The 25,975-nt window shown below is 69.7% G+C and carries 25 protein-coding genes; 14 read left to right on the top strand and 11 right to left on the bottom strand.

The genetic code is table 11. The features are described from left to right. Window positions 1–77 precede the first annotated feature (77 nt). Complete coding sequence (locus ACV7NN_RS13170) at window positions 78–1,106, bottom strand: amidohydrolase family protein (RefSeq protein WP_463350026.1); 1,029 nt, start codon at window positions 1,104–1,106, stop codon at window positions 78–80. Window position 1,107: 1 nt separating this feature from the next. After that, entirely contained in the window at window positions 1,108–1,980 is an 873-nt protein-coding gene (kynA, locus tag ACV7NN_RS13175) for a tryptophan 2,3-dioxygenase (RefSeq protein ID WP_463350027.1), read from the bottom strand. Between the two features lie 254 nt (window positions 1,981–2,234). On the opposite strand from kynA, the gene ACV7NN_RS13180 reads away from it, so the two are divergent. Beyond that, the gene (locus ACV7NN_RS13180) at window positions 2,235–2,885 is read left to right on the top strand and encodes an HAD family hydrolase (protein ID WP_463350028.1); all 651 of its coding nucleotides are present in this window, start codon (window positions 2,235–2,237) and stop codon (window positions 2,883–2,885) included. A 55-nt stretch (window positions 2,886–2,940) separates the two neighbouring features. Beyond that, complete coding sequence (locus ACV7NN_RS13185) at window positions 2,941–4,053, top strand: alcohol dehydrogenase catalytic domain-containing protein (protein WP_463350029.1); 1,113 nt, start codon at window positions 2,941–2,943, stop codon at window positions 4,051–4,053. Between the two features lie 11 nt (window positions 4,054–4,064). On the opposite strand, the gene ACV7NN_RS13190 is transcribed toward ACV7NN_RS13185, so the two are convergent. From ACV7NN_RS13190 to ACV7NN_RS13215, 6 genes are all read right to left on the bottom strand, one after another. Continuing rightward, window positions 4,065–4,889, bottom strand: coding sequence for a VOC family protein (locus ACV7NN_RS13190; RefSeq protein ID WP_463351293.1), 825 nt, complete (start codon window positions 4,887–4,889; stop codon window positions 4,065–4,067). 70 nt (window positions 4,890–4,959) lie between these two features. Beyond that, window positions 4,960–5,394, bottom strand: a complete 435-nt coding sequence (locus tag ACV7NN_RS13195; RefSeq protein ID WP_463350030.1) for a hypothetical protein — start codon at window positions 5,392–5,394, stop codon at window positions 4,960–4,962. A 233-nt stretch (window positions 5,395–5,627) separates the two neighbouring features. Continuing rightward, the gene (locus ACV7NN_RS13200) at window positions 5,628–6,542 is read right to left on the bottom strand and encodes a phosphoribosylaminoimidazolesuccinocarboxamide synthase (RefSeq protein ID WP_463350031.1); all 915 of its coding nucleotides are present in this window, start codon (window positions 6,540–6,542) and stop codon (window positions 5,628–5,630) included. A gap of 115 nt (window positions 6,543–6,657) precedes the next feature. Further along, window positions 6,658–8,034, bottom strand: coding sequence for an LCP family protein (locus ACV7NN_RS13205; RefSeq protein ID WP_463350032.1), 1,377 nt, complete (start codon window positions 8,032–8,034; stop codon window positions 6,658–6,660). 105 nt (window positions 8,035–8,139) lie between these two features. Beyond that, the gene (locus ACV7NN_RS13210; RefSeq protein ID WP_463350033.1) at window positions 8,140–8,868 is read right to left on the bottom strand and encodes an SDR family NAD(P)-dependent oxidoreductase; all 729 of its coding nucleotides are present in this window, start codon (window positions 8,866–8,868) and stop codon (window positions 8,140–8,142) included. Then, window positions 8,865–9,635 carry a hypothetical protein gene (locus tag ACV7NN_RS13215; protein WP_463350034.1) on the bottom strand — a complete coding sequence of 257 codons (771 nt, stop codon included), beginning with the start codon at window positions 9,633–9,635 and terminating at the stop codon, window positions 8,865–8,867. Before ACV7NN_RS13215 ends, ACV7NN_RS13210 begins: the two co-directional genes overlap by 4 nt. 75 nt (window positions 9,636–9,710) lie before the next feature. On the opposite strand from ACV7NN_RS13215, the gene ACV7NN_RS13220 reads away from it, so the two are divergent. Then, window positions 9,711–10,229 (top strand): MarR family winged helix-turn-helix transcriptional regulator, encoded by a 519-nt coding sequence (locus ACV7NN_RS13220; RefSeq protein ID WP_463350035.1) that lies wholly within the window; start codon window positions 9,711–9,713, stop codon window positions 10,227–10,229. Between the two features lie 376 nt (window positions 10,230–10,605). After that, window positions 10,606–11,847, top strand: coding sequence for an FAD-binding protein (locus ACV7NN_RS13225; RefSeq protein ID WP_463350036.1), 1,242 nt, complete (start codon window positions 10,606–10,608; stop codon window positions 11,845–11,847). A 203-nt stretch (window positions 11,848–12,050) separates the two neighbouring features. On the opposite strand, the gene purD is transcribed toward ACV7NN_RS13225, so the two are convergent. After that, window positions 12,051–13,307, bottom strand: coding sequence for a phosphoribosylamine--glycine ligase (gene purD / locus ACV7NN_RS13230; RefSeq protein WP_463350037.1), 1,257 nt, complete (start codon window positions 13,305–13,307; stop codon window positions 12,051–12,053). An 80-nt stretch (window positions 13,308–13,387) separates the two neighbouring features. On the opposite strand from purD, the gene ACV7NN_RS13235 reads away from it, so the two are divergent. From ACV7NN_RS13235 to ACV7NN_RS13275, 9 genes are all read left to right on the top strand, one after another. Then, entirely contained in the window at window positions 13,388–13,756 is a 369-nt protein-coding gene (locus tag ACV7NN_RS13235; protein ID WP_463350038.1) for a sterol carrier family protein, read from the top strand. Window positions 13,757–13,807: 51 nt separating this feature from the next. Beyond that, window positions 13,808–14,143, top strand: a complete 336-nt coding sequence (locus tag ACV7NN_RS13240) for a hypothetical protein (protein ID WP_463350039.1) — start codon at window positions 13,808–13,810, stop codon at window positions 14,141–14,143. Between the two features lie 12 nt (window positions 14,144–14,155). Next, window positions 14,156–15,766 (top strand): amidophosphoribosyltransferase, encoded by a 1,611-nt coding sequence (gene purF / locus ACV7NN_RS13245; protein WP_463350040.1) that lies wholly within the window; start codon window positions 14,156–14,158, stop codon window positions 15,764–15,766. 228 nt (window positions 15,767–15,994) lie between these two features. Continuing rightward, window positions 15,995–17,113 carry a phosphoribosylformylglycinamidine cyclo-ligase gene (purM, locus tag ACV7NN_RS13250; protein ID WP_463350041.1) on the top strand — a complete coding sequence of 373 codons (1,119 nt, stop codon included), beginning with the start codon at window positions 15,995–15,997 and terminating at the stop codon, window positions 17,111–17,113. A 241-nt stretch (window positions 17,114–17,354) separates the two neighbouring features. Then, window positions 17,355–18,602 carry a Calx-beta domain-containing protein gene (locus tag ACV7NN_RS13255; protein ID WP_463350042.1) on the top strand — a complete coding sequence of 416 codons (1,248 nt, stop codon included), beginning with the start codon at window positions 17,355–17,357 and terminating at the stop codon, window positions 18,600–18,602. 199 nt (window positions 18,603–18,801) lie between these two features. Continuing rightward, window positions 18,802–19,779, top strand: a complete 978-nt coding sequence (locus ACV7NN_RS13260; protein ID WP_463350043.1) for an ABC transporter ATP-binding protein — start codon at window positions 18,802–18,804, stop codon at window positions 19,777–19,779. After that, the gene (locus ACV7NN_RS13265; RefSeq protein WP_463350044.1) at window positions 19,776–20,519 is read left to right on the top strand and encodes an ABC transporter permease; all 744 of its coding nucleotides are present in this window, start codon (window positions 19,776–19,778) and stop codon (window positions 20,517–20,519) included. The genes ACV7NN_RS13260 and ACV7NN_RS13265 overlap by 4 nt, the downstream gene beginning before the upstream one ends. A gap of 46 nt (window positions 20,520–20,565) precedes the next feature. Beyond that, window positions 20,566–21,750, top strand: a complete 1,185-nt coding sequence (locus ACV7NN_RS13270) for a sensor histidine kinase (protein ID WP_463350045.1) — start codon at window positions 20,566–20,568, stop codon at window positions 21,748–21,750. After that, entirely contained in the window at window positions 21,747–22,361 is a 615-nt protein-coding gene (locus ACV7NN_RS13275) for a response regulator (RefSeq protein WP_463350046.1), read from the top strand. Before ACV7NN_RS13270 ends, ACV7NN_RS13275 begins: the two co-directional genes overlap by 4 nt. A gap of 28 nt (window positions 22,362–22,389) precedes the next feature. Here ACV7NN_RS13275 and ACV7NN_RS13280 read toward each other — a convergent pair whose 3' ends face one another. Beyond that, window positions 22,390–22,605: a DUF3073 domain-containing protein gene (locus tag ACV7NN_RS13280; protein ID WP_463350047.1), complete on the bottom strand. Its 216-nt coding sequence runs from the start codon at window positions 22,603–22,605 to the stop codon at window positions 22,390–22,392. A gap of 146 nt (window positions 22,606–22,751) precedes the next feature. On the opposite strand from ACV7NN_RS13280, the gene ACV7NN_RS13285 reads away from it, so the two are divergent. Continuing rightward, window positions 22,752–23,825, top strand: coding sequence for an NAD(P)-binding domain-containing protein (locus tag ACV7NN_RS13285; RefSeq protein WP_463350048.1), 1,074 nt, complete (start codon window positions 22,752–22,754; stop codon window positions 23,823–23,825). 85 nt (window positions 23,826–23,910) lie between these two features. On the opposite strand, the gene ACV7NN_RS13290 is transcribed toward ACV7NN_RS13285, so the two are convergent. Beyond that, complete coding sequence (locus tag ACV7NN_RS13290; protein ID WP_463350049.1) at window positions 23,911–25,968, bottom strand: glycogen debranching N-terminal domain-containing protein; 2,058 nt, start codon at window positions 25,966–25,968, stop codon at window positions 23,911–23,913. Window positions 25,969–25,975: the final 7 nt, after the last annotated feature.

Here is a 25,975-nt window from a genome sequence, read left to right on the forward strand (position 1 = left end):
GGGGCGGATGGGCGGACGGGCGGTTCGACAGATCGGCGGTTCGACAGATCGGCGGTTCGGCGGATGGGCGGGCGGCTTCAGCGGGTCAGCGAGTCGACGGTGACGCCCCGGGATGTCGTGAGCCAGTGCGCGGCGGCGGCCGGGTCCGCCGGTGGCCGGCCGGGCGCCCACGCGAAACGCGGGCCGACGGCCGTGAGGAGCTGGTCGCCGGCGATCGATGCGACCAGCTGGTCGCGGTCAAGTCCGGCGGCGGCGAGCGCGAGGAGCTCACGCCCGTTGACACCGACCGGGAGCGGCCCGTTGCCGAGATCCGTTCCGTACAGGATGCGGCCACCGGCATCGGCGAAGCGGCGCAGGTTGTCGAGGGCGACCTTGAAGTCGCCGATCGGCGTCCCCCAGCCGTGGATGTCGAGCGTGGAGATCCATTCGGTGCCGTCGTCGGCCATCAGGTCGATGAGGGTGTCGTCGAGGCGCTCGGAGAATGGGGCGTGCGCGAAGCGGTCCGCGCCCGCCTCGTAGGCCCGGCGTGCCTGCCCGGCACCTTGCGCGTGCACGACCGCGGGAAGCCCCGCGCGGTGCGCGGCCGCGACGATCGCGGCGGCCAGGTCGGGCGAGGGCGCCGGCCCCGCCTCGCTGTTCATCGTGAACTTGATGGCGGATGCTCCGATCGCCACCTGCGCATCCACGGCTGCTTCCGCCTCGGCAGCGTCGCGCACCTCCACCACGGCTCCGGCGGGCGCCCAGGCGCTGCCCGTCGGATATCCACCCTGGCACGTGATCAGGGCTCCCACGATGCTCACCTCGGGGAGGCCCGAGGCCGCATCCCGGCTCGCATCCTGGAGCCGCGCCGTCTCGGAGGGCACCCATCCCAGATCCGTGACGGCCGTGATGCCGCCTGTCATCAGGGCCGCAGGCTCCGTGAGCCCGAGATGGACATGGTGGTCGATCAGCCGCGGGAACAGGGTGCCGGGGAGTTCGAGGTCTGCATCCGTCTCCCGATCGCCGACCGCATGGAGGCGTCCGCCCGCAGCGACGAAAACGGTGCGGTCGCGCCACCCGCCCGACCACCACTGCTCGACGCCGAGCGTGAATCCGTCGGCGATCATGTCAGCCTCCGGACGCGGCCGGTGCGCCGATCTCGGTGCGCACGGCGAACAGTTCGGGAAAGAAGGTGAGCTCCAGCGCCTTTTGCAGGAAGCTGGCTCCGGTCGAACCGCCCGTGCCCGTCTTCATGCCGATCGTGCGCTGCACGGTCTTCAGGTGACGGAACCGCCAGAGCTGGAAGTTGTCCTCGAGGTCGACCAGCTCCTCGCAGGCTTCGTACTCGGCCCAGTGGTCGGTCGCGTTCTCGTAGATCTCGCGGAACGTGTCGACGAGCTCGGGGCTGAATCGGTGCGCCTCGCTGACGTCCCGGTCGAGGATCGCCTCCGGGATCCGGAAGCCGGCACGGTGAAGGTAGCGCAGGAACTCGTCGTAGATGCTCGGCTGCTCGAGCAGGTCGGCGAGCAGCGCGTGCGCCTCCGGGTCGCTTTCGAACACGCTCAGCATCCGCCGGTTCTTGTTGCCGAGCACGAACTCGACAGCGCGGTATTGGTAGGACTGGAACCCCGACGAGTTGCCGAGGAAGCCGCGGAACTCGGCGTACTCGGTGGGCGTGAGGGTCGCGAGCACGGACCACTGCTCGGTGAGCGTCTTCTGGATGTGCTTGACGCGCGCGATCCGCTTGAGGGCGATCTGAAGCTGGTCGGCACGAAGCAGGTCGCGCGCCGACCGGAGCTCGTGGAGCACCAGTTTCAGCCAGAGCTCGGTGGTCTGGTGCTGGATGATGAACAGCAGCTCGTCGTGATGCTCCGGCGTGCTCACCGGCCGTTGCGCGCTCAGCAGGACATCGAGGTCGAGGTAGGAGCCATAGCTCATCCGCTGGCTGAAGTCGGTGACGATGTCCGGATCGAATTCCCTGGTGTTGTCGTCGACGGTCACGCCCGCCCTCCTCGCTGAAGCATCCTGTTGCATTATCGCGCCGATCGTCACGAGAATGCAACGCGGGTCTCCCGGCCCGCACCTGCCGCCAGCCGTTCACCTCCCGGTAACCGTCGGTTGGCGCGCGCTTCGCCCGGCCTGCTTAGCGTTTTTCTACGGATGCACAGCGCTCGCCGTGCAGCGCGCCGAGCGGGAGAGGCTTCGGGGCCGACCACCCCGTTCTTCGCACGCCGACCGCAGAGAAAGGCACCCTCATGACCAAGGACGGGATCCTGACATCGGAGTTCGACGATGCCGGGAGGATCGACGATGTCGTCGAGACCACCGGCGAAGGCGACACCGACGGCGATTACGACGAGTTCGATGTGACCGACATCGACGAAGCCCGTGGCGAGGACGACGAGGACGATGACGACGACGTCGAGCTGGAACTGGTCGTCCTCGATCTGGCCGTCGCGATCGCCGACGACCGCCGAGGGGCGTCCACGGATGTCGTGACGGCTGCTACAGGGGCTGAAGACATCATCCGGCTACTGGGTGATTCGGGTGTGAAGGTTGCGCTCACGACGGGGCTCGCGCCGTCGGCGGCGCACGCCATCGTCAGCGCTCTCGCCTGGGACGACCGGGTGGACGCGGTCCTCAGTCACGCCGATGCCGGACGACGCTATCCGTCCCCCGACCTCCCCCTCACTGCGCTCCTGCGTACCGGTGCGACGAGTGTGGATTCCATGGTGGTGGTCGGGAGCACAGCATCCGTCATGGCCGCGGGCATCGCCGCCGGCGCCGGTCTCGTGGTCGGTGTCCTCGCGGGCGGTGACGATGAAGGCGCCCTCAGCGATGCCGGCGCGGACGCGGTGATCGACAGCATCGCCGACCTCCCCGCCCTGCTCGGCTTTGACGACTAGGGCGGTCACCCCCCGCGTGCTGGAGCCTCCGGCACGTGCCGGCAAGGGGGTGGGAGTGTTCCCGTCCGCCACGGCGATGGTGTGGACGGGTGAGGGCCACGCGCACGAGGCGGTGGCTGTCCCGGGCGTCCGTCTGGCGCCGGGGGACGCGCTGGTCGAGATCGAGCTCGTGACCGTGTGTGGGTCGGATGTGCAGACGGTGCTCGGGCATCACATCGCGCAGGCCCCACTGATCCTCGGCCACGAACAGGTCGGCCGCGTGGTCGCCCTCGGCCAGGGCGGCGCGAAGACGACCGACGGCCACCGGGTCTCCCTCGGCGAGCGGATCGTCTGGTCGGTGTCCGTGCCGTGCGGGCGGTGCGTGCGGTGCCGACGGGGGCTCGGCCAGAAATGCGTCAGCGTGCAGCGTTATGGACACGAACGGATGCGCAGGGGCTGGGAGCTCTCCGGCGGCTTCGCGACGCACGCCCATGTCCTGTCCGGCACCCCGATGGTGGCGGTTCCCGATGACGTTCCGGCGACCGTGCTCGCGCCGGCGTCCTGCGCGACGGCGACGGTTGCTGCCGCGATCGAGGCGGCGTCCGAAGTCACTGCTCTGGACGGCGCGGTGGTCGTGGTCACCGGGGCAGGGATGCTCGGGCTGACAGCCACGGCGATGGCGACGGATGCGGGTGCGAACGTCGTGATCAGCGACCCGGTCGACGAACGGCGCGAGAGGGCCTTCGCGTTCGGAGCGAAGGCGGTCGCGGATCCGCGGGTCGGCGACAACTCGCCCCACGGGCTTCCCGCAGCGATCGCACGCGCCGGCGGACGGAGCGTCGCGTGCACCGTGGGGCTCGACATGTCGGGTTCGCCCGCGGCTGTGCGCACCCTGCTGTCGACGGTCGACGTCGGCGGTGTGGTCGTGTTAGTTCGCTCCCTGGCGCCGGGCTCCGATCTTCCGCTGGACCCGGACCAGCTGGTCAGCAGGTTGCTCACGGTGCGGGGGGTCCACGATTACGCTCCCCGGCACCTCGAGGCCGCGGTGAAGTTCCTGGTGGCCTCGGGGACGGGCTTTCCGTTCGCCGAGCAGGTGGCGCGCATCCTGCCGCTCGACGCGGTGGATGAGGCGCTCGCCCTCGCAGCCGCGGGAGTCGGCCCACGCGTGGCCGTTTCGCCTCGCATGTAGTCTCGCCCGGGTCAGGCGGCGACGGCCCGCACGGTGTTCGCCCAGGGGTCGTCGAAGCTGACCGAGCGACCGTCGTCGCGGGCCTCGACGCCGTAGTGGCGCATCCGCTCGGTGAGTTCGCCGAGGTCCTCCGCGGTCGGCACCCGAAGTTCGACCTGCCCCAGACCGAGCGCCAGAGTGCGGGGACCCGCGCCACGGCTGTTCCAGGTGTTCATGGCCATGTGGTGGTGGTAGCCGCCGGCGCTGACGAACAACGCCTGGCTGCCGAGGCTGGCCGTGGCCTCGAAGCCGAGCCTGTCGACGTAGAACGCCCGGGCGGAGGCGACGTCGCCGACCGCCAGGTGCACGTGCCCGACCGTCGCGGTCCCGAGCTGCTCGGTCGCGGCGCGGTCGGTGAGATTCTCGGAGAGGAAGGCGTTGGGGTCGAGGTAGAGCGTCGCCATCTCGACCTGGCCGTGGACCCAGCTCCACTGGGTCCGGTCGCGGTCCCAGTACAGTTCGACGCCGTTGCCCTCCGGGTCGGTGAAATAGAAAGCCTTGCTGACCAGATGATCGGCGCTGCCGGTGAAGGTCCCCGGCGCCACGCGCGCCACGGAGTAGACCGCCGCTGCGAGCGACTCCTGCGAGTCGAACAGCACGGCCGTGTGGAACAGGCCGGCGTCGTGCGGCGACGCGTGCTTGAGTTCCGGCGCGTGCTGCAGCACGACGATCGGGGTGGTGCCGCGGCCGAGCACTGCGATGTCGCCGTCGTTGCTGAGGAGACTCAACGTCACACCATCCCGGTAGTACGCGATCATGCGGTCGAGGTCGGCGACGCGCAGCGTCACCGCTCCCATGGAGGTGTCTGCTGCGAGAAGTTCGGTCACTACTCTTTCAACGCTCCGCGGCTCGCGGATATTTCGTGCGTCAGCCCGGTGTCGCGCCCCAGCGCGCGAGCACTGCCTCCTCCACCAGTTCCCGAAGGGATGCGCCGCTCACGGCGCAGAGATCGGCCACCAGCTCGAAGACATCCTCATCGACGTAGACCGACAAGCGGCGCACGCTGGGCGCTGCGGGACGTTCGACGACGCGTGCACTCGGGTCCTCGAGCAGGCGGTAGCGGATCAGCCGCTCGTTGTCGTGTTTGGAGATCCTGACGAGACCGCCATCACGCGCTGCGACGATGTCGCCTATCCGGATCGCTTCGCGGATGAGCTCGATGGGTTCGGCGGAGAACTCCGCGAAGTCACGGGCCGTGATCTCCTCGGGGAGGGCATCGAATCGCTCCTGAAGGATGGCATTCTGAAGGTTCAGCCAGGCGATGTCTTTCGCCGTCTGCTCGTTCGTCACCGTGTCCGACACTGCCGCTCCCTCGTCCTGCGTATCTGCGCCCCACGCTACGAACGGGTCGCGGGACGACGGTGCCTCGGGCCGGAAAGATAGGCGCGACTCTCGCGAAGATGGGCGACGGATGCTCCCGGCGTGCTTGTCGGTGGCGTTGCTCTACGCGTCACTCGCGCCGGTGGGTCGCTCGCTGGCCGGCGCGTCGGGCGCCGCTGCTCGCTCGCGCGCCGGCTGCGTCGACCGCCGCTGCGTCACTCGCCGGTGAGGCGCTCCAGGAGCTCGCGGTAGCGTGCGGCCGTGCGCTCGACGATGTCCGCGGGGAGTTCCGGGGGCGTGCCCGTCTTGTCCCAGTTCGCCGCGAGCCAGTCGCGGACGATCTGCTTGTCGAAGCTCGCCATGCGCTCGTCGGGAGTCGTGCCGGTCGACCAGGCCGTGGCATCCCAGTAGCGGCTCGAATCGCTGGTGAGCACTTCGTCGGCGAGCGTCGTCGTGCCGGTCGCGTGGTCACGGCCGAACTCGAACTTGGTGTCGGCGATGATCACGCCCCGCTTCTCGGCGATCGCAGCGGCCTCGGTGTAGATCGACAGCGACAGGTCGCGCAGCCGGGTGGCCGTGTCCTCGCCGACGAGCTCGACCGTGCGCTCGAAGGTGATGTTCTCGTCGTGCTGGCCGAGGGGCGCCTTCCAGGCCGGCGTGTAGATCGGCTGGGGCAGCCGATCGCCGTTCGAGAGCCCGGGCGGCAGGGGGATGCCGCAGACGCTGTGCGTCGTGAGGTACTCGGACCAGCCGCTGCCGGTGAGGTAACCGCGCACGACGCACTCGATCGGGTACATCTCCAGCGGCTTGACGAGCATGGCCCGTCCGGCGACTGCATCCGGGATGTCGTCGACGACACGCTCGCCATCGAGCCGATGGTCGGCGAGCAGGTGGTTCGGGACGTCCGCGAGCTGGTCGAACCACCAGAGGCTCAGCGTCGTCAGCAGCTCGCCCTTGCCCGGGATGCCGGGCTCGAGCACGTGGTCGAAGGCGCTGACGCGGTCGCTCGCGACAACGAGCACCGCGTTCGCATCATCCAGTCCTGTCGCGGGTGCGGGAACGTACAGGTCCCGCACCTTTCCCGAGTAGACGTGCGACCAGCCGGGCAGGGCGGAGGATGTCGAGTTCACCCGACAATGCTATTCGTTCGGCCGGAGCGCCGAGGGTGCGCGTTCCGGCCGAGAGTGCCAGGCGCACCAGGCGCGCTCGACCGGAACGAGCACCCTCAGGCATCGCCCCCGGGCCTCAGTTGATGCAGGCGCCCTGGGCGTACGTCTTCGCAGGGGAGGTCGCGGTCGGCGCCGACGTCGAGGAGGATCCGGATGCGCCGCCCGAGGATGCACTCGCCGAGCTGACCTGCGCTCCGTCCGTCCCGAGCACCAGCGTCACACCGCTCACCGCCGACGTCGCCGTCACCGCAGCGCCCGGAACGTGGGCGGCGACAGCCTTGGCCGCTGACTCCATACCGGACGGGTACTCGATGGTCGTGGTCGCCGTCGTCGCGGTCGTCCCCGGTGTGCCGGTCTTGAAGCCGAGCGCGCTGAGCGTGGCGGTGTCGGCAGCGGCGGCGCCATCCGCCGCGCTTCCGTTCAGCACGGTGACGGTGACCGAGGACGGTGCAGCGGCGGTCGCCCTGTCGTAGGCACTCGGGTTGCCGATGACCGAGTGGATGAACGCGGGCATCGCCGCGGTGTCGACCTGCACGATCGACACGTCGTTGCCGTCGACCGTGATGGTGGGGGTGCCGCTGACCGGAATCGTCGCCGTCGACAGGTTGTTCGCGTTGAGCCCGTGGAGCTGGGCGGCGAGTGCGATCAGGTCGAGTCCGGGGTCTGTCTGGATGGACGCGCTGACGGCGTCGAGCACGTTCTGCAGCTTCACCGGGTTGAGCAGAGTGCCGGCCGAGAGCATCTGGCGGGCTTCGACCGACAGGAAGTACTGCTGGCGGACGATGCGGTCGAGGTCGCCGTTGGGCAGCCCGTGGCGCTGCCGCACGAAGGCGAGAGCCTCGTGTGCATCGAGGGTCGAGACCCCCTTCGGAAGGTTGACGGTCGAGTACGGGTCGTCGACGGCGTTGTTGAGGCAGACCTGCACGGGGCCGAGCGCCTTGACGACGTCATAGAAGCCGAGCATCGAGATGCGCACATAGTGGTCGATGGTGAGGCCGGTGAGGTTCTGGATGGTGGAGATCAGCAGGCGCGCGCCCCCGGCATCCCCGCCGCCGTTCTCGCTGCCGAAGGCGAACGCCGCGTTCAGTTTGTTCATCCCGAATCCGGGGATGTCCACCCACGAGTCGCGCGGGAACGAGATGAGGGTCGCCTTGCGGCCGTCGGCGGGAACGTGCAGCACCATCATCGTGTCGGTGTTGGTGCCGCCGCCGTCCGCGGTCGTGCCGAGTTCGGCGAGTTGCTGGGCCGTCGCGCCGGCCGGACGGTGGTCGTCTCCGACGAGCAGGATGTTCTGGTCGGTGCCGTCCAGGTCCTTGGCGGGCGCGTTGGAGTGCGAGATCGCGTCGACGTGGGTGATCCCGGACACGAAATGCTGGTAGTTGTACCAGACGTATCCGCCGGTCACCACGAGGATGGCGACGACCGCGACCACGACCCATCGGAAAATGCGCACACCGAACCGTATGCAGGCGAGCCCGAGTGCGAGCCGGGAAACGCGTGCGGCCTCAGGAAATCATCAGGATGCTCCCGGGCGCGCCGAACGTGCGGCGACGCCGCTTCACGCCTTCTTGCCGCCGTCGACGGGCAACACCAGGCCGGTGGTGTAACTGGATGCGTCGCTCGCGAGCCACAGGACCGCCGCCGCGACCTCATCCGGCCGGCCCATCCGCCCGAGGGGCACGTACTTTCCGATCCCGGCCCGCACATCGGCGGGCTGCTTCATCACGGGGCCGGATTCGATCGGCCCGGGCGCGACAGCATTCGCCCGGATGCCACGACCGGCATAGTCGATCGCCGCCGTGCGCGTAAGACCCACCACAGCGTGCTTCGCCGCCGAGTACGCCGACATTCCGGGCGCACCTCCCGTGCCCGCGCTGGACACGATGTTGACGAGCGCACCGCCGTCAGGCAGGACCCGCAACTCGTTGCGCATCGCAACCGCGACCGCCCGGAAGTTCACGGCGACGATCTCGTCGAACTCACCGGGGTCCAGTTCGGTGAGCGGCGCGGGGTAGTGGCCCCGCCCGACATTGTTCACGGCGATGTCCATGCCGTAGGCGGATGCGGTACGTGAGATCACGGCGGACAGTGCGTCGTCGTCGGTCGCATCCACCGTCTCTGTCTGCGGGCAGTCGAGCCCGGCCGCGAGCATCCCTTCGCGCAGGTCGGCGAGCGCGTCGCCGTCCCGCGCCGCCGGGACGACGCGGATGCCCGCCTGCCCGAGTGCGAAGCAGATCGCGTTGCCGATCAGTCCGTTCGCACCGAGCACGAAAGCCGTCTTCGTCATGAGAGCTCCGCCTCGGCGTGCGCGGCGTCGTCTGCTTCCTGGGCCCCGGTCGCGTCGGGTGCCGCACCCTCGCGACGCACCTCACGCCTGTCGTTCGGAAGCAGGAAGCCGACCGCGATCAACCAGAGCAGTCCGCCGAACCGGCCGATCGGAAGCAGGAACTGCAGCGGTTCGATCGCCATCGAGAGGAACGAGAGTTCCGAGAGCGCCGCGATCACGAGCCCGGTCCAGGCGAGCCAGCGCGGAACGAAGTGGAGGATGAGCGACGGCACGGCGATCCCGGCGATGAGCAGGCCCATGCCGGTCACGAACCCGACGCCGCCGGTGATGAAGACGAGGAAGCTCAGCGCGAGTGCAACGGTCGGATCGTGGCTCACGTCCGGCCGGCTGAGCACGTAGGAGGCGAGGGCCGACACCATGAGGAGGAGGGAGGCCGTGATGCCGCCGAAGAACCCGATGCCGGGGCCGGGCACGCGGACGCCCAGGCGCAGGAGACGCGCGTAGGCGGTGGCGGCGAAGATGCCGAGCGGGACGGCCGACCCGAACTGGATCATCGAGGTCACGCGGATGCTCAGCCAGTGCTGCTGCGCGTAGGCGGACACGGCATCCGCACCGGAGAACGGCGAGACGAAGGCCTGGCCGCCGGTCAGCGCGTAGGCGACGATGAGGCCGGCGAGCACGAGGCCCATCGAGACGATGGCGAGGACGCCGAGATGGGGGCCGCCCGAGCGGGACCGCCTGCGCGGCGCCGGTGTTGCCGTGTCCATGATTCCTCCGAATTAGTTAGTAATAGAAATGATTACACAGCGTAATTGTTTCGGCAAGGCTGTATTCTGTTTCTCGTGACCGATCGACCTGCCGCGCCCGCACATCCGCGAGGTGCCCCCGCGCGCACCGCGTTCCTCCTCGCGCAGCTCGGTGCAGCGGCGGCCGACCGCTTCGCCGAGCGCGTCGCGCAACTCGACCTCACCCCACGTGACGCAGGCGCCATCCGGGTGCTCGGGCGATCGCCCGGAATCAGCCAGCGCGAACTCGCCGCCCGGCTCGGCACGACTCCCAGCCGGATCGTGCCGCTGCTCGACTCCCTCGAGCAGCGCGCGCTCGTCGAACGGTCGAGGTCCGAGCGCGATCGGCGCAACTACGAGCTGTCCCTGACCGAGACGGGGCAGGCGCTGCTCGGGCCACTTCGCACCATCGCCGAGGAGCACCAGCACGCCGTGCTCGCAGCCCTCACCTCCGAGGAACAGGTGCAGTTCGCGGCGCTGCTGGGGAAGCTGTCGGAGGCCAGCGGCCTGTCGCCGGATGGACATCCGGGCTACGCGAAGCCGGCGGGCGCGGCCGGGGTGGCGCCCGCGTCCTGAGGACTCGCGCCCCGATCGTGTGCGAGTGCCCTGCTCTTGCAGGCGCGCCCACCTTCGGTACGGCGGCCCGCTGGCGTGGGCGCCTGCCCTCAGTACGAGCGCCAACCTTCTGTACGAGCGCCCACGTTCGGAGCGAGCCCGCACGTTGCACCGTGTGCGGTCGTGCAGAAGCTGGGCGGCCGCCGGCGCGCCGGGGCGCGGGTCCGGTGGTCTGGCGGCCTCGCGCGCGCATCGATGCACTCGCACCGAATGGGGCCCGGCTGTCGGCCACGGCGTACGCTCGTTGCGGTGAACGGCCCTGCCGTCCGGATGTGCGCGTTCACAACGGCGGATGCCAGACTGGAACGGACGACGACGGCGCAGCGGAAGGACCACGATGGGCGAGCTCAACTGGGCGGGGAACTACGAGTACCGGGCGGCACGCATCGCGGCGCCGGCATCGGTCGATGAACTCCGCGAGGTGATCTCCGGGGCGCGCAAGGTCCGCGCGCTCGGCAGCCGGCACTCCTTCAACGCGCTCGCCGACTCGTCCGAACTGCTGGTCAGCACGGCGTCACTGCCCGCGCTCGTAGGCATCGACGAACCTGCACGCACGGTCACAGTCGGCGGCGGGATGCGCTACGGCGACGTCGCCAGGGAGCTCCAGGCGGCGGGATGGGCGCTGCACAACCTCGCCTCACTTCCGCACATCTCGATCGCGGGTGCGGTCGCCACCGCGACACACGGCTCCGGCGATCGCAACGGCAACCTCGCGACCGCCGTGCGCGGTGTGCGAATCCTCCGCGCGGACGGTGAGCTTGTGGAGCTGCGCCGCGGTGAGCCCGGCTTCGACGGTGCCGTCGTATCGCTGGGAGCGCTCGGGGTGATGGTCGAGGTGACGCTCGACATCGAGCCGAGCTTCGATGCATCCCAGCGCCTGTTCGGCGGCCTGCCGTGGGACGCGGTCGCGACGCAGTTCGACGCGATCACATCGAGCGCCTACTCGGTGAGCCTGTTCACGACGTGGGACGAGCCGGCGGTCGCGCTCGCGTGGGTGAAAGAGCGGGCGGATGCTCCGAGCGGCGTCGATGACTCCTTCTTCGGCGCGCCCGCCCTCACCGCTCCGCGCCACATGATCGAGACGATGGATGTGCGCAACACCACCGAGCAGCTCGGCGTCGTCGGACCGTGGAATGAGCGGCTGGCGCACTTCCGCTTCGAGTTCACGCCCAGCAACGGTGCGGAGATCCAGTCCGAGTACCTGGTGCCCCGGGCGCGCATCGGCGAGGCGATCGACGCCGTCCGCGGGATCGCGACACTCATCGCGCCGCTGCTGCTGGTGAGCGAGATCCGCACGGTCGCGGCGGATGAGCTGTGGCTGAGCTCGGCATACGGCACGGATGTCGTCGGGCTGCACTTCACCTGGGTTCGCGACCAGGCGGGCGTCGAGGCCGTGCTGCCGGCGCTGGAGGATGCGCTCCTTCCCCTCGGGTCGCGCCCGCACTGGGGCAAGCTCTACCTCGACCGGGACGCGATCGTACCGTCGCTCTACCCGCGGCTCGAGGACTTCCGCGCGCTCTCCCGCGACTTCGACCCCGAGCACGTCTTCACGAACGACTTCCTCGCCCGCGTCCTCTAGCCGGCGCCGGATCCCTCGCCTGAGTCGAGCCCGGGAAAAGTCCGCGGATCGGAGCGAATTCCCGGACTTTTCCCGGACTCGACGCCGCGGCCCGCGGACCCGCGGACCCGCGGACCCGCGGACCCGCGCGGCGAGCACAGGGAAAAGGGGCTTTCGCGCGCGCGAGTCGCCCACTTTTCCTGTGCTCGCCGCGCAGGTTCGAGCTACCCAGCGACGCGCGCTGCGATGTCGGTGCGGTACTGGCCGCCCTCGAGCTCGATCAGGTCAAGCGCCTCGTAGGCGCGGGCGCGGGCTTCCGCGAACGTCGTGCCGCGTGCGACCACGCTGAGCACGCGACCGCCGGTTGCGACGAACGACCCGGTAGCGGCGTCGAACGCGGTGGCGGCGTGGGCGATCGTGACCTCGGGCACCGCGGCGGCGGCATCCAGCCCGTGGATGGGGCGGCCGGTGATCGGCGTCTCGGGATAGTTCTCGCTCGCGAGGACGACCGTCACCGCGACGTCGAGCGCGAACTCAGGGTGTGCGACGCCCGCGAGCGAGCCGGTCGCAGCACCGAAGAGCAGCTCGGAGAGAGGCGTCACCAGCCGCGGCAGCACGACCTGCGTCTCGGGGTCGCCGAACCGGGCATTGAACTCGATCACGCGCACACCGCGGTCGGTGAGGATGAGGCCGCAGTAGAGGAGCCCGATGAACGGGGTCTGCTCCTTGGCGAGCTGGCGGACCGTCGGCAGCGCGATGGTGCTGATGACCTCGTCGACGAACGTCTCCGGCAGCCAGGGCAGCGGAGAGTATGCGCCCATCCCGCCCGTGTTGGGGCCCTCGTCGCCGTCGCGAAGACGCTTGTAGTCCTGTGCGGGAGACAGGGGGAGCACAGTGTGCCCGTCGCTGATCAGGAACAGCGACACCTCCTGGCCGTCGAGGAACTCCTCGACCAGCACGGAGCCGTGCTCGAGCCAGTACGCCGAGTGAGTGACGGCCGCCTCCCGGTCGTGGGTGACCAGCACGCCCTTGCCCGCCGCGAGTCCGTCGGCCTTGACGACGTATGGGGCGCCGAAGGCGTCGAGGGCCTCCTCCGCCTCGAGGAGCGTCGCCGCCCGCACCGCGCGGCCGGTAGGAACGCCGGCCGCATCCATGATGCGCTTGGCGAAGGTCTTGGAACCCTCGAGCTGCGCGGCGGCCTTGCCGGGGCCGAAGACCGGGATTCCGCGGGTGCGTAGGCCGTCGGCGACGCCGGCGACCAGGGGAGCCTCCGGCCCGATCACGACGAGCTCGATGTTCTCTTCGATGGCGAAATTCGCGACCACCTGCGCGTCGAGCGAATCGAGGGCGATCACCGTCACATCCCGCGCGATGCCCGCGTTTCCCGGTGCCGCGATGATCTCGTGCCCGGCCTCCTCGCTGAGGAGCGCAGTGATGATGGCGTGCTCGCGAGCACCGGATCCGAGAACGAGAATCTTCACGGAGCAAGCCTATGGCCCGTCCGGCGGGCGCAGGAAAGTGCGCCGCCATCTGTGGACAGGGGATTTGGCAGGATGGTCCCATGGCACGAGCGCGAATCGGTGACGACGTCGGGTCGGAGGCGGTGACGGCCGCGCTGGCCGACGCATCCGACACCCGGATGCTCGCGACGGCGGTGCGCTACCTGCTGCAGCTGCTCGCCGAGCGCGCACCGGGCAACACCGTCGAGGTCCGGGTGCCGCCGTACGGGGCCGTGCAGTGCATCCCCGGCCCCCGGCACACGCGTGGGACCCCGCCCAACGTCGTCGAGATGGATGCGCGCACCTGGCTCGCGCTCGCCACCGGACGCGGCACCTGGGATGCGGCCATGGCAGGGGGCGCCATCCACGCCTCCGGGCAGCGTGCGGACCTGGCAGCTCTCGTCCCGCTGCGTGTGACGGGAGTGTCGTAGGTGGCCGGCCCATCCGATCCGCTCCCAGCTTTCATGAGGGACAATGGACCCATGAGCGAAGCGCCGGACGAGAACGCGACGGTCACCGAAGACACGGTGACAGTGAAGCGGACTCCGCGGTACTTCCGTTTCATGTTCGCCGGCTCGGTCGTGTTCGCACTGATCGCGCTCGCGCTCACGTTCGCTTTTCCCGAGAACCCGACCTACAGCCGGGCGCAGGTCTTCGGCTTCCTGCTGGTCGCCGCCATCGCCCTCGGTGTCGCGGTCGGCTCCCTTGTCGCTCTCGCCCTCGACCGGGCCGCAGGCAGGCGGGCGAAGACGGTCCAGGCCGATAGACTCGACGTGCGCGTAACGAACGACGACACCCACAATCCCATCGAGAGCTAAGGGGTATCCGGTTTGTCCGGAGGCGACGGTCTTCTCAGTCATGATCTACTGCCAGGCGAGAAAGGCCCGCAGGATGCCTGCGGAGTTTTCGGCGTCTGGGCACCAGGCGAAGAAGTCGCCAAACTCAGCTACTTCGGCCTCTATGCGCTGCAGCACCGCGGCCAGGAGTCGGCCGGCATCGCGACCAGCGACGGCAAGAAGATCCTCATCTACAAAGACATGGGTCTCGTCTCGCAGGTGTTCAACGAGAATTCGCTGAACACCCTCACCGGGCACATCGCCGTCGGCCACACGCGGTACTCGACGACCGGGGCATCCAGCTGGCAGAACGCGCAGCCGACCCTGGGTCGCACCGCGAGCGGCACCGTCGCGCTCGGCCACAACGGAAACCTGACCAACACGGCCGAGCTCCTCCAGCTCGTGCACGAGCGCTACCCGCAGACCGACGGCGAGCTCTCCCGCGGCAACACGACCGACACGGCCGTCGTCACCGCGCTGCTCACCGGCGACCTCGACCACACGCTCGAGGCCACCGCGATCGAGGTGCTTCCGCGCCTGCGCGGCGCTTACTGCCTCGTCTTCATGGACGAGACCACGCTCTACGCGGCCCGCGACCCCCAGGGTGTCCGCCCGCTCGTGCTCGGCCGCCTCGAACGGGGCTGGGTCGTGGCCTCCGAGACCGCCGCCCTCGACATCGTCGGTGCAAGCTTCGTCCGCGAGGTCGAGCCCGGCGAACTGATCTCCATCGACGAGAACGGCCTGCGCAGTGTGCGCTTCGCGGAGGAGAAGCGCGCCGGCTGCGTCTTCGAATACGTCTACCTGGCCCGCCCCGACACGACCATCGCCGGGCGCGGCGTGCACGAGGCGCGCGTCGAGATGGGCCGGCGCCTGGCGCAGGAGCATCCGATCGAAGCCGACCTGGTCATCCCTACGCCCGAATCCGGCACCCCCGCGGCGATCGGGTACGCGCAGGCGAGCGGCATCCCGTTCGGTCAGGGGCTGGTCAAGAACTCATACGTGGGGCGCACCTTCATCCAGCCGTCGCAGACGATCCGCCAGCGCGGCATCAAGCTGAAGCTCAACCCGCTCAAAGAGGTCATCAAGGGCAAGCGGCTCGTCGTGGTCGACGACTCCATCGTGCGCGGAAACACGCAGCGTGCACTCGTGTCCATGCTGCGCGAGGCGGGGGCCGCGGAGGTCCACGTCCGCATCTCGAGCCCGCCCATCACGTGGCCGTGCTTCTACGGCATCGACTTCGCGTCGCGGGCCGAACTGATCGCGACCGGCCTCGCCGTCGATGAGGTGCGCCAGTCGATCGGCGCGGACTCGCTCGGCTACCTCTCCGAGGACGGGATGATCGCCGCGACCGAGCAGCCCCGCGAACGTCTCTGCACGGCCTGCTTCACCGGCGTGTACCCGATCCCGCTGCCGGATGCGCACCACCTGGGCAAGAACCTGCTCGAGCGGCCGACCGCGGTCGACCCCGAGACGGTCGGTGCGGGCGGATGCGACCCCGGGCCGGATGCGGAGTTCGACGTCGTGCTCGACGCGTCCGAACTGCGTGAGCGGGCACTTGCCCGGTCCGGGCAGCTGCCCTTCGGCGACCCCGGTCGCCAGGAGTAGAAGCCCGCGCGCGGGTCTGTCGTCGCCGCACTCGTTTGCTCTCGCCGCACTAGCTCTACCTGGTGCGGCGAGACGTATCCAGTGCGGCGAGACCCGGGCGGTCGCCGGGCGCACAGGTTCTGAACCGGCGCAAAGGGTGCAACCTGTGCGTGCGTTCACAAGGTGGGCGCCCGGGCGTCAGTCCACACGCGGGGCGGGGCGCGCATCCCGGGCCGGTACTCTTGAAGCGTGACCGAACAGCCCGCATCCGCCACGTCCTCCTACGCCGAAGCCGGCGTCGACACCGCAGCGGGTGACCTCGCCGTCGAGCTGATGAAGTCCGCGGTCTCGCGCACGCACGGCCCCGAGGTCCTCGGCGGTGTCGGCGGCTTCGCCGGCCTCTTCGACGTGTCCGCGCTCAAGGACTTCGCGCATCCCCTCCTCGCGACGTCGACGGACGGCGTGGGCACCAAGGTCGCGATCGCGCAGGCGATCGACAAGCACGACACGATCGGGCAGGACCTCGTCGGCATGGTCGTGGACGACATCGTCGTCGTCGGCGCGAAACCCCTGTTCATGACGGATTACATCGCGTGCGGCAGGGTCGTTCCGTCGCGGATCGCCGACATCGTGGCCGGCATCGCACGTGCGTGCGCCGAGACCGGCACCGCCCTCGTCGGCGGCGAGACCGCCGAGCATCCCGGTCTCCTCGGCCCCGACGACTACGACGTGGCCGGCGCGGCAGTCGGCGCCGTCGAAGCGGATGCGGTGCTCGGCGCGGATCGCGTCCGTGACGGCGACGTGGTGGTCGCCCTCGCATCCTCGGGCCTGCACTCGAACGGCTTCTCGCTCGTCCGCCACATCCTGTCGAAGCGGGGAATCGGCTTCACCGATCGCTCCGACGACCTCGGCGGTGTCGTGGGCGAGGTGCTCCTCGAGCCGACCCGCCTCTACACCGCGCCGCTGCTGCGCGTGCTCGGCGACCCTGCGCTGGGTGGGGCCATCCACTCGCTGAGCCACGTCACCGGTGGCGGAATCGCAGCCAACCTCGCCCGCGTGCTCCCGCGCGGATCCTGGGTCGAGGTCGACCGTTCCACCTGGTCGCCGCTTCCGGTGTTCCGCGTACTGAGCGATCTCGCGGGCTCGACGCTCGAATCCAGCGAGGGAACCTGGAATCTCGGGATCGGCATGTTCGCCGTCGTCGCGCCGGATGCAGCGGATGCGGTGGCCGCCGCGCTCACGGCCGACGGCATCCCCTCGTGGACGGTCGGCACGATCGCCACTTCGGCCCGCGACTTCGCCGGGTTCGAGCAGGGTGCCAAAGGTGTCGACGGCGGGGCCGTGCGCCTCGTCGGCTCCTACGCCTGACTCCGCGGTCGCCCACGCATCCGACTGCGACCGTGCGCCTCGTCGGCTCCTGCGCCTGACTCCGCGGTCGCCCACGCATCCGACTGCGACCGTGCGCCTCGTCGGCTCCTGCGCCTGACTCCGCGGTCGCCCACGCATCCGACTGCGACCGGCCACCTCGTCGGCTCCTGCAACCTGACCCCGCGGTCGCCCACATTTCGGCTGCGACCAGGCGCCTCGTCTCCGGGATAATATTGCGCGTGTGAAACGTTCGCCTGCGCGCGGTTCCCGCGCAGCCGCGGTGGTCGTTCTCGGCGCATTCTTCGCGCTCGTCACACAGGGTGCCGCTGATGCGGCACCGGCCGCTGATGCAGCACCTTCCGCGGCCGCGCTCGCTCCCGTCGTCGACTGCGTCAGCTCCGCACCCGGGGCGGCACCGGATGCGTTCACTGTCGTCTTCGGGTACGCCAACGCGTCGGCGTCCACCGTCGCACTCGAACCCGGTTCTACCCAGAACAGCGTGACCCTCGGCGGCGACCGCGGACAGCCGGCGACGTTCGAGCCCGGGATGCACCACGCGGCTTTCGCGACCACGTTCGCAGGTGAGGCAGGCGACCTGACCTGGACGCTCGGCTCCACGACGGTCGGCATCGACGCCGCGACCCCCTCGTGCGAGACGGTCACGACCCTCGCGATCGCGGCGCCGGCGCAGGCGCAGGCAGGTGACGGGTTCGACGTCAGCGCGACCGTGGGGCGGATGCTCCTGGCGGCTCCCCGCACCGGTTCCGTCGAGTTCAGCGTCGACGGGTCCGCCGAGGCGACGGTTCCCGTCGATCAGACGGGTACGGCTCGCGCGAATCTGGACGCACCGGCGGTGGGATCGCACACCGTGACGGCCCGCTACCTTCCGCCGGTGGCGACGCCGCAACTGCTCGGCGCGGTGGCCACCGCATCCGTCACCGTGACGCCGGCGGGCGCGATCCGCATCGCGAGCGCTGGGCTCTCCGCCGACGGACGGTCGGCCCGCTTCACCGTGTCCAGAACCGTGGCCGACACGACAGGCCGTGTCGACTACGTGACCGCAGACGGCTCCGCACGTGCCGGCGTCGATTACGCGGGCGCGGGCGGTACCGTGCGGTTCGCAGTCGGACAGGACAGCGCAACGATCCAGGTCCCCCTCCTCGACCGGCCGTTCGGGTCGCCCGCGGCGAGCTTCTTCGTGCTGTTGCAGCGCGCATCCGAGAGCGTCGACATTGCGGGCGCGACCGCCGTGCTCCCGCGCGTTGCTGCGGTCACGGCCCCGACGGCGGGGAACGGCAGCGCCGGGGCCGGTCTCGCGCTCGGGCCGCGGGTGCCGTCGGCCATCGACGCCGCGAACCCGCGTGCCGGAGCATCCAGCACTGCGGGAAGCTCCACCGACCTAGCGCTGCTCTTCGGCGGCCTGCTCCTCACGGTCGGCGCCGGATTCGCAGTCTTCGGGCTGATGCGGTTCCGATCCTCCGAGAGCTGACCCGCGCCGCCGAACACAGGAAAAGGCATCTCATGTCGCGCGAATGAGGTGTCTTTTCCTGTGCTCGACGGGCGCGCATAGGCGTGCGGGCGCGCGTGGGCGCCCACGGACAGCGCTTGCCCGGGGCATGACATTCGTCACCCCGCGAACCTGACGGATGGGCTGCGCAGTCGCACTCAGCCACTGGGAGGCTGAAACCGTGAACACACCAGCCATCCAGCTCACCGACCTGAAGAAGTCGTTCGGACACATCCAGGCGGTCAACGGAGTCAGCCTCACCATCGAACCCGGCGAAGTCGTCGCCCTGCTCGGACCGAACGGCGCCGGCAAGTCGACGACCATCGACCTGGCGCTCGGACTCGCGCATCCCACACAGGGAACAGCCGAGCTCTTCGGCGCGAGCCCGCGGTCCGCGATCGAGAACGGCCGCGTCGGCGCGATGCTCCAGGGCGGCGCGCTGCTGCCGACCCTGACCGTCGCGCAGAGCGTCGGGCTCGTCGCCAGCGTGCACCGGCATCCGCTGTCCGTCGATGAGGCGCTCGCCCGTGCCCGCTGCACCGAGATCGCCAAGCAGAAGGTCAGCAAGCTCTCCGGCGGCCAGCTGCAGCGCGCACGGTTCGCCGTCGCGGTCGTCTCGAACCCCGACCTGCTGTTCCTCGACGAGCCGACCGCGGCGATGGACGTCGAGGCCCGCCGCACGTTCTGGCAGTCCATGCGGGAGTTCACCGACGAAGGGCGCACGGTCGTCTTCGCCACCCACTACCTCGACGAGGCGGATGCCTACGCCGACCGCATCGTCATGCTCAGCGCGGGCCGCGTCGTCGCCGACGGCAGCCCCGCCGAGGTGAAGGCGGTCGTGTCTGGCCGCCGCATCCGTGCCACGGCGGACTTCGCGTGGAGTGCCGAGATCGAACGCGAACTCGGCGATCTGCCCGGCGTGCGCAGCTTCGAGCACCGAGGCAGCCAGTTCACCCTGGTGAGCGACGACTCGGACGCGACGCTGCGGAGCCTCCTGAGCGCATACCAGGACGTCCACGACATCGAGGTCACGTCGCACACGATGGACGACGCCTTCCTCGCGCTCACCGAGGGCCGCTCCGACTTCGCGAGCGCTCCGGGCGGACCTGACTCGGCTACCACATCCACAGCCACGACCCTGGAAGGGGCACGCTCATGAGCATCGCCTACGTCGGACTCGAATCGTTCCGGCAGATCAAGAACGCCCGCGCGATGATCTTCACCCTGGCCGTCCCGCTGATCATGCTCGTCGCGTTCGGCGGCACCTTCGGTGGAGCAGGGCAGGTGGATTCGGTCACGCGGCTTCCGTGGATCGTCGTGACGACCATCCAGGTCGCCGGCTATGGCGGGATGATGGCCGCCCTCTCGCAGGCGTTCAACATCGTCACGGAGCGCTCCATCGGGTGGAACCGGCAGTTGCGCATCACGCCGCTCAGCGGCACCGGCTACCTGCTGTCGAAGATGATCACCGCCATGCTGATGGGACTCGTCTCGATCCTGGTGATCTTCACCGTCTCGGTCCTGCTCTACCACTCGACCCTTCCGCCGGTGAACTGGATGACCGCCGGCCTCGGTCTCTGGCTCGGAATCCTCCCGTTCTCGCTTCTGGGCATCCTGATCGGGCAGTTCGCGAAGCCCGAGTTCGCGCAGCCGCTGTTCATGGCGGTGTTCATGGGGATGGCCGTGCTCGGCGGTCTGTGGATACCCCTCCAGATCTTCCCGGCGTGGGTCGCGAACGTCGCGCAGGTCGTGCCCTCGTACTGGCTGAACCGCATCGGCCAGATGGGCGCGCACCAGTCGGGCGACATCCTGACGCCGGCGCTGGTCCTGATCGGCTGGACTCTCGCGCTCGGCGGATTCATCATCTGGCGGTATCGCCGGGATGCCGCGCGGAGCTGACCCCCGTGCGCCCGAGGCCAGGTCGGCCCGGTCTACAGTGATCGGTATGGACCTGGCCTCCCGCACGTCGGTGGAGCGCCCCGCGAGCTGGGACGAATGGTGGGGCAGGGCCCGCGCGAGCATGACCGACCGGTCCACGCGCGGCTGGTACATCGGTGCCTGCTTCGGGCTGCTCTACCAGGCGCTCACGGTGATCGCCGTCTGGCTGTCCCCCGGCACCGTGCCCGAGAAGATCGCCGCAACCGTGCTGCTCGTCATCTACTGCGGCATCTTCGTCTTCCTGGCCCCGATGGTCTGGTGGGCGCCGCTGCGCGACCGGATCGTCGCGGTGGCCGCCTACTGGGTCCTGTCGTTCGCGTTCTTCCCGCTGCTCGGGGGCACGGCGTTCTGGCTGTGGGTGCTGGTCGCGGTCGTGTCGGCTGCGGTCTTCGAGGAGTTCGTGGTCGTCGCGGTCTTCACGGCCGTGCTGATCCTCGTCCCGCTGGTCTACGGGTTCCTCACCGGGTTCGTCGACAGCGCTGCGTGGTCGGGGATCATCACCTTCTCGGTCACCTCGATGATGTTCGGGCTGAACCGGCAGATGCGCACGGTGCGCGAACTGCGCCAGGCTCAGACCGAGGTCGCCCGCCTCGCGGTCGTCGAGGAGCGCGCGAGGTTCTCGCGGGACATGCACGATGTGCTCGGCCACTCACTGACCGTGGTGACCGTGAAATCGGAGCTGGCACGACGGCTCGTCACCCTGGATCCGGCGCGCGCCGAGGAGGAGCTCGCCGATATCGAACGCCTGTCGCGCGCCGCCCTGACCGACCTGCGCGCCGCCGTCGCAGGTTACCGGGAGATGAGCCTGTCGACCGAGCTCGCCGCCGCCCAGACGGCGCTCGCCGCAGCCGATATCGAGGCGCACCTGCCTCGCAACGGCGAGATCGTGCGTCCGGACCTGCGCGAGCTGTTCGGGTGGGTGCTGCGCGAGGGCGTGACCAACGTCATCCGTCACTCCGGCGCCCGCAACTGCTGGGTCGAGCTCTCCGACGACTCGCTCGTCGTCGCGGACGACGGACGAGGGCCCGGGATGGTGGGCGTCGTGGGTGCGGATGCGTCGCCTGTCGCACAGGGCGGCGGCAACGGCCTGGAGGGTCTGGTCGCGCGCGCCAGGGCAGCAGGCGCACGCGTGGTGGCCGCTCAGAGCATCCACGGCGGATTCCAGCTGAGCGTACGGAAGGCGGCCGAGTGACCGAACCGATCCGGCTCCTCCTCGCAGACGACCAGGCCCTGGTGCGGGGTGCGCTCGCGGCACTGCTCGACCTCGAACCCGACCTGACGGTGGTGGCGCAGGTCGGCCGGGGCGATGAGGTCGTTGATGCGGCGCGACGCACGGCGGCCGATGTCGCGCTGCTCGACGTCGAGATGCCGGGGCTCGACGGCATCTCCGCGGCCGCCCGGCTTGCACGGGAGTTCCCCGCCTGCCGGTCGCTGATCGTCACGACGTTCGGGCGGCCCGGATACCTGCGTCGCGCGATGGAGGCGGGTGCGTCCGGGTTCGTGGTGAAGGATACCCCGTCGGGTCAGCTGGCGGATGCGGTCAGGCGGGTGGCGTCCGGCCTTCGCGTCGTCGACCCCGCCCTCGCCGCCGAGTCGCTGGCCTCCGGCAACTCGCCGCTCACCCCGCGCGAAACGGAAGTGCTGGTCGTCGCTGGCAGGGGAGGTACGATCAGCGACATCGCGCGCGAACTGCACCTGTCGGAAGGGACGGTGCGCAACCACCTGTCGAGCGCGATCGGAAAGACCGGTGCGCGAAACCGGTCAGAAGCTGCCGGGATCGCGGCCGAGAAGGGATGGTTGTGACGCGGTCGACGCTGTGGTGGAAGGTCGGTCAGGCCCGCTTGGGCTGGTCTTCTTCTTCGTACGTGTCGGTGCTGCTGGCGCCGTAGCCCTCTGGCTCGTAGTCGGCCCACGCGGCGTACTGGTCGTCGTGATGCGAGTGCCCGGTAAGCTCACGCTCGAGCGCGTCGTAGTTCACCTCAGGGCTGAATGACTTCAGCTCGCGCGCGATCTTGGTGTGCTTTGCTTTTTGACGGCCGCGCCCCATGCGTGACCCCCTTACGATGCCAGGCCCAGGTGGGCAATGAGTCACCCGAGCGACCGAACAGGAACAGTGAAAACTAGCGGCTAGTTTAGCATGCAGGGCACAGTGCGCCCTTGTGTGCCGCACAGGGAATCATGATGGGATGAGGCGTGACGACGAGCAGTGACGAAACCCAGGTGGTGATCGTCGGCGCAGGCCAGGCAGGGCTCGCCGTCGCATACTATCTGAGGCGTTTCGAGCTGACTCCCGGCGTCGATTTCATCATCTACGACCGCGGTCCGGGCACCGGTGGAGCGTGGCAGTTCCGCTGGGATGCGCTGAAGCTCGGCAGTGCGCACAAGGTGAACGATCTCCCAGGAATGCCGGAGCTCGGGATCAGCTTCGAGACCGCCGACCGCTCGCTTCCGGCGAAGGACATCGTGGCCGGCTACTACCGCCGGTACGAGGAGCATTTCGGCCTGGACGTGCAGCGCCCGGTGACGGTCACGAGCGTCTTCAACCGGGGGGCCGACCTGGTCGTCGAGCATTCGCGCGGCGAGACCACGACGCGGATGCTCGTCAACGCCACGGGGACGTGGGGCTCACCGTTCGTGCCCTACTACCCCGGAGTGACGACCTTCAGCGGGCGTCACGTGCACACCAACTCCTATGTCGCGGCCGACGAGTTCGCCGGCAAGCGTGTCGTCGTCGTGGGCGGAGGGACGTCGGCGATCGGTTTCCTCCTCGAACTCGAAGGGGTCGCGAGCGAACTGTTCTGGGCGACCCGTCGCCCGGTCGAGTTCCGCGACGAGTCCGAGCTGACGATCGAGGGCGGCGTGGCCGCGGTCGCGGCGCAGGATGCGGCGGCGCGCGCCGGCGAAGCGCTCCCCAGCATCGTGAGCGGAACCGGTGTGCCGCGCACGCGCCGGGTGGCTGCGGGCATCGCGCGGGGAGTCCTCGTGGAGCGTCCGATGTTCAGCGCGATCGAGGACCACGGGGTGCGCTGGCCAGACGGCACATACAGCGAGGTGGATGCGATCATCTGGGCGACCGGGTTCCGCCCCGAGCTGCGACATCTCGCACCCCTGAAGCTCCGCGAGAAGAAGGGCGGACTGACCGTCGCCTCCGGAGCATCCTGGCAGGACCCGCGCATATTCCTCGCAGGGTATGGGCCGCAGGCGAGCACCATCGGGGCGAACCGCGCCGGTCGCGTGATCGCGCGCCAGATCATGGCGCAGCTGTAGGCGCGCCATCCGCTCGCTCGCCCAGGTTCTGAACGGACGCACACGGTGCAACCTGTGCACCCGTTCACAGCCTGTGCGCCGCTGGCTACGAGCGGGTGACCCGGCCCTCCGCGTCGACGGCGACGCCGAACGGCTCGCCCGCGAAGCGCAGCCCGCGCGCATCGATGGTCCCGGATGACGTGAGCGGTGCCACGCGCAGCTCGCCCGTCTGCGCATCCGCTTCGAGCCCGAGCAGCGTGCCGAGCACCGCAACGGCCGCCGCCGCCGACCAGGCCTGCGGTCGGCAGGCCGCCGGGTACGGGATGGGCGTCGTGGTCTCGGTGGACGCGTCGCCGGAGTGCAGTTCGGGCATCCGGTAGCCGAAGCCGTCCGCAGCGCTCAGCAGCCCCTCGATGAGCGAGGCGGCCTCGTCGGCGAATCCTTCGCGCCCGAGACCCGCTATCGCGATCGCTGTATCGTGCGTCCACACCGATCCGCCGTGGTAGCTCAGCGGCCAGAATCCGGCCGAGTCGCTCGACATCGTGCGCAGGCCGAAGCCCGAGTTCAGCGCGGGTGAGGCGAGTCGGCGGGCGATCAGGACGGCCTCGTCCCGCTCCACGATGCCGGTGCCGAGCAGGTGCCCGATATTGCTGGTGACGGTGTCGACCTTCCGCTTCTGCGCATCGAGGGCGACCGCGGGATAGGCGCCGTCGGCGTCGTGGATCCAGAACGAATCCGCGAAGCGCGCCTTGAGTGCTGCCGCCCAGTCCCGCCACGCGTCGCCCGGGCGACCGAAGTGCTCCAGCAGCGCAGCCCCGCCGATGGCCGCTTCATACGCATACGCCTGCACCTCGCAGAGCGCGATCGGCCCCTCGGCCAGGGTGCCGTCCCGCCACTGGATCGAGTCGCCGGAGTCCTTCCAGCCCTGGTTCGCCAGCCCGTGGCCGGTGGTGTCGACGTACTCGAGGAACCCGTCGCCGTCGCTGTCGCCGTAGTCGCGCATCCACGCCAGTGCCGCCTCCAGGTTCGGCAGGAGCGCTTCCACCTCGGAGTCGGGCATCCCCCACTTCCACGCGTCGTGCAGGAGCGCGATCCAGAGGGCGGTCGCGTCGACCGTTCCGTAGTAGAGGGGCGGGAGCGAGATGTCGAGGCCGGGGATCGTCAGCACACCCGGCCGGAGTTCGTGCATGATCTTGCCGGGCTGCTCCGCGGTCTCCGCCACCTCGCGCACGCCCTGGAGGGCCGCGAGCACGCGGAGAGTGGATGCGGCGAGCTCGGTGCCGAGGGGGAGCAGCATCCGCGCCGCCCAGAGGGAGTCGCGCCCGAAGAGCGTGAAGAACCAGGGCGCTCCCGCAGCGAGGAAGACGTCGTCGGGGTGGTCTCGGGTGACCATGCGGAGGGCCTGAAGGTCGCTGATCGCCGACCGTACCCACGACGACAGGCGCGAGTCTCCCGCCCGGACGGTCACGGCATCCCACTCCGCTGAGCTCTCGGCGCCGGCGACGACCGTCGTCGGGTCGGTCACGGCGATCCGCCAGGAGACTGTGGTGCTGCACTGCGCCGCGACGTCGACCGTCCACTCGAGGCGGGCGGATGCGCCGTCGGGGACGTTGCCGGATGCGCCCCCTTCGCCTCGGTAGGTGATCGCGATGCGTGCATCCGGCGCCTCGAGCCTCGCCCCGACCTCGCCGGACCCGAACCGCACGACCGCGCCATCCTGTTCGGCGTCCACCTCCGACTCGTTGCCTCGGCGGCCCGACTTGATGAGCTGCATGGGTGTGAAGTCGGCGTGCAGGTCGACAGAGATCGTCGTCTGCACCGGCCCGGCCAGCGCGTTGACGAGGGTGATGGATTCCTCGAGGGAATCGGTCTCGACGGTTCGGCGGCGCTCGATGCGCACCCGCGGGTCGGCGGTCTCGTCGTCGACGTCGCGGGCGAGGGCGGTGAAGACGGTGGTTGCCGCGTCCACGGGCGAGGTCGCGATGTGCTCGGGTTCCGCACCTGCGACCGTGAGCCGAATCTCGTCGAGCACGCGCAGATCGGAGTGGTAGAACCCCTCGATGCCGCGGGCGCGGATGTCGCCGTCGTGCGCCGACCATGCCTGGCTCGGCGTTGCCAGCAGTACGACGCTGTCGTGCAGGAGCGGTTGGTGGGGCTGGGTCATGGTGGGT

This window comes from Leifsonia sp. Ger2509 (genome assembly GCF_055231915.1).

Coding starts and splice junctions, on each gene's coding strand:
- ACV7NN_RS13225 (WP_463350036.1), top strand. CDS start 10,606: ATGGGCGAGCTCAACTGGGCGGGGAACTACGAGTACCGGGCGGCACGC.
- ACV7NN_RS13180 (WP_463350028.1), top strand. CDS start 2,235: ATGACCAAGGACGGGATCCTGACATCGGAGTTCGACGATGCCGGGAGG.
- ACV7NN_RS13170 (WP_463350026.1), bottom strand. CDS start 1,106: ATGATCGCCGACGGATTCACGCTCGGCGTCGAGCAGTGGTGGTCGGGC.
- ACV7NN_RS13265 (WP_463350044.1), top strand. CDS start 19,776: ATGAGCATCGCCTACGTCGGACTCGAATCGTTCCGGCAGATCAAGAAC.
- ACV7NN_RS13270 (WP_463350045.1), top strand. CDS start 20,566: ATGGACCTGGCCTCCCGCACGTCGGTGGAGCGCCCCGCGAGCTGGGAC.
- ACV7NN_RS13240 (WP_463350039.1), top strand. CDS start 13,808: ATGAGCGAAGCGCCGGACGAGAACGCGACGGTCACCGAAGACACGGTG.
- ACV7NN_RS13290 (WP_463350049.1), bottom strand. CDS start 25,968: ATGACCCAGCCCCACCAACCGCTCCTGCACGACAGCGTCGTACTGCTG.
- ACV7NN_RS13210 (WP_463350033.1), bottom strand. CDS start 8,868: ATGACGAAGACGGCTTTCGTGCTCGGTGCGAACGGACTGATCGGCAAC.
- ACV7NN_RS13190 (WP_463351293.1), bottom strand. CDS start 4,889: ATGGGAGCGGTGACGCTGCGCGTCGCCGACCTCGACCGCATGATCGCG.
- ACV7NN_RS13280 (WP_463350047.1), bottom strand. CDS start 22,605: ATGGGGCGCGGCCGTCAAAAAGCAAAGCACACCAAGATCGCGCGCGAG.
- ACV7NN_RS13215 (WP_463350034.1), bottom strand. CDS start 9,635: ATGGACACGGCAACACCGGCGCCGCGCAGGCGGTCCCGCTCGGGCGGC.
- ACV7NN_RS13235 (WP_463350038.1), top strand. CDS start 13,388: ATGGCACGAGCGCGAATCGGTGACGACGTCGGGTCGGAGGCGGTGACG.